Origin of the sequence: Mesorhizobium sp. M7A.F.Ca.US.005.03.2.1 (assembly GCF_003997795.1) — a bacterium.
GTDB classification, from domain to species: Bacteria; Pseudomonadota; Alphaproteobacteria; order Rhizobiales; family Rhizobiaceae; genus Mesorhizobium; species Mesorhizobium ciceri.
Genome location: NZ_RZRP01001245.1, coordinates 1 through 1,278 on the forward strand (window position 1 = coordinate 1; position 1,278 = coordinate 1,278).

Annotated in this window: 2 protein-coding genes; one reads left to right on the top strand and one right to left on the bottom strand. The window is 65.3% G+C overall.

Annotated features, from left to right (window positions below; genetic code table 11):
- On the top strand, positions 1 to 680 hold a 680-nt coding region (gene bhcR / locus EN991_RS36690; RefSeq protein WP_164769684.1), incomplete at its 5' end, for an HTH-type transcriptional regulator BhcR.
- Here the strand turns inward: bhcR and EN991_RS36695 are convergent.
- On the bottom strand, positions 681 to 1,040 hold the full coding sequence (locus EN991_RS36695) for a hypothetical protein (RefSeq protein ID WP_127370546.1): 360 nt from the start codon (positions 1,038 to 1,040) through the stop codon (positions 681 to 683). It abuts the gene before it with no gap.
- Positions 1,041 to 1,278: the final 238 nt, after the last annotated feature.

Sequence of the window (1,278 nt, forward strand, 5' to 3'; positions counted from 1 at the left end):
TATCGGCGCAGAGCGGGCTTGCCGCCTCCACCGCCTACCGCATGCTGACGACGCTGCAAAACCACGGAATGGTCGAATTCGACACATCAGACCAGTTGTGGTCGATCGGCGTCGAGACCTACCGTATGGGCGCGGCCTTCCTGCGCCGCCGCAAGCTGGTCGACCGCGCGCGTGTCGTCATGCAGGAGCTGATGGAGAGAACCGGCGAGACCGCCAATCTCGGCGTCGCCGAGGACGATTGCGTGGTCTTCGTCAGCCAGGTCGAGACGCATCAGGCGATCCGCGCCTTCTTCCGGCCGGGCACGCGCAGCCCCTTCCATGCGTCGGGCATCGGCAAGGCGGTGCTGGCGCATCTCGAGCCGGAGCGCGTCGGAACCATGCTGCGCAAGGCAGGCCTGCAGCGCTTCACCGACAGGACGCTGTCCGACATTTCGGCGCTTGCCCACGATCTGGCGCGGATCAAGCTGCGCGGCTGGTCGGTCGACGACGAGGAGCGGCACCCCGGCATGCGTTGCGTGGCAGCCGCCATCTTCAACGAATTCGGCGAGCCGATCGGCGGCGTTTCGGTGTCAGGGCCGACGGTGCGGGTGACGCCGGAGCGGCTGGCCGAGATCGGCCCGCTGGTGCGCGATGCGGCAGCCGAGGTGACCAGGATGATCGGTGGCGTGCGAGCCGACTGATCAGCCCGCCCCGGGCAGCGCGCTCCTGGTCGCGATATCAAAGAAATCGAGAAGGATGGCCATGCCGACGCCGCAGGCGGTGAATATCAGGCCGGCCATGAAGATGCGGTTGGCGCGTTCATAGATGCGCCGCTGCAGGCATTTCGTGTGGAGCAGCAGCGAGAGCGCCCGCATCTGCAAGGCAATGCCGGCCAGGATCGGCAGGACGGCGACAAGATGGTAGGTCTGCCACGGGATCGGGTTGGCGGCCCAATGGGTGATGAAGCCCAGCGAAAACGCCAGCAGGATGCCGACGGTGGTGACGGTGCCGTTGCGGAAAATCGTTTCGACCAGGTCTTCCCTGGGGTCCTGCTCGTCCAAGGGTCTCTCCCCGCGTTTCGCGGTCCAGGATAGACGCTCGGAAAATCTCTGTACACTGTCCGATCTGTCGCCGGACCAATCCCTTCAGTTCTGCGCTGAAGCGGCCGATGGAGCACGCACCGCTACCATCCAGACAACAGAAGAGGGGCTCGCATGGGCCCCTCTGTTGCTGAACGGGTCCTCCTCCCCTCAGAGACGGCAATAGTGGCGATATCCGTCGTGGCCGAGATAGGTATCG